This is a genomic window from Mesorhizobium sp. M1A.T.Ca.IN.004.03.1.1 (assembly GCF_003997555.1).
GTDB lineage: Bacteria > Pseudomonadota > Alphaproteobacteria > Rhizobiales > Rhizobiaceae > Mesorhizobium.
Map to the genome: position 1 here is coordinate 1 of NZ_RZTV01000056.1, position 467 is coordinate 467.

The 467-nt window shown below is 63.2% G+C and carries 1 protein-coding gene; it reads right to left on the reverse strand.

Annotated elements, in window-relative coordinates:
* Positions 1 to 467, reverse strand: a 467-nt coding sequence (locus EOD29_RS30655; RefSeq protein ID WP_348630465.1) for a GAD domain-containing protein, incomplete at both ends; no start/stop codon positions are given.

A 467-nucleotide genomic window follows, 5' to 3' on the forward strand; every position in this document is an offset into this window, starting at 1 on the left:
TTCCGGCTCTCCGGCGACGAAGAAACAGGCGTCGCCGTCATCGAGGCCAAGCTGCGTGCGAATCGCATCGGTGCGCTCCTCGCCGATGTTCTTGGCAAGCGGTCCGGCGCCTTCGAGCTTATCGCCTTCCTTGCGCCAGAAGATGTAGCCAAGGCCCGGCTGGCCCTGGCTCTGCGCCCAGGCGTTCATGCGGTCGCAGAAAGCACGCGAGCCGCCTGTTTTGGCAGGGATCGCCCAGATCTGGACCTTCGGGTTGGAGGCGATCATGCCTGCGAAAACCTTGAAGCCGGAGCCGGCGAAATGCTCGGTCACGGCCTGCATGACGATCGGGTTGCGCAGATCGGGCTTGTCGGAGCCATATTTGCGGATCGCCTCGTCATAGGGGATGCGCGGCCATTCCTTGGTGACCGGCTTGCCTTCGGCGAATTCCTCGAAGATCGAGGTCATCAGCGGACCCATCGTGTCCC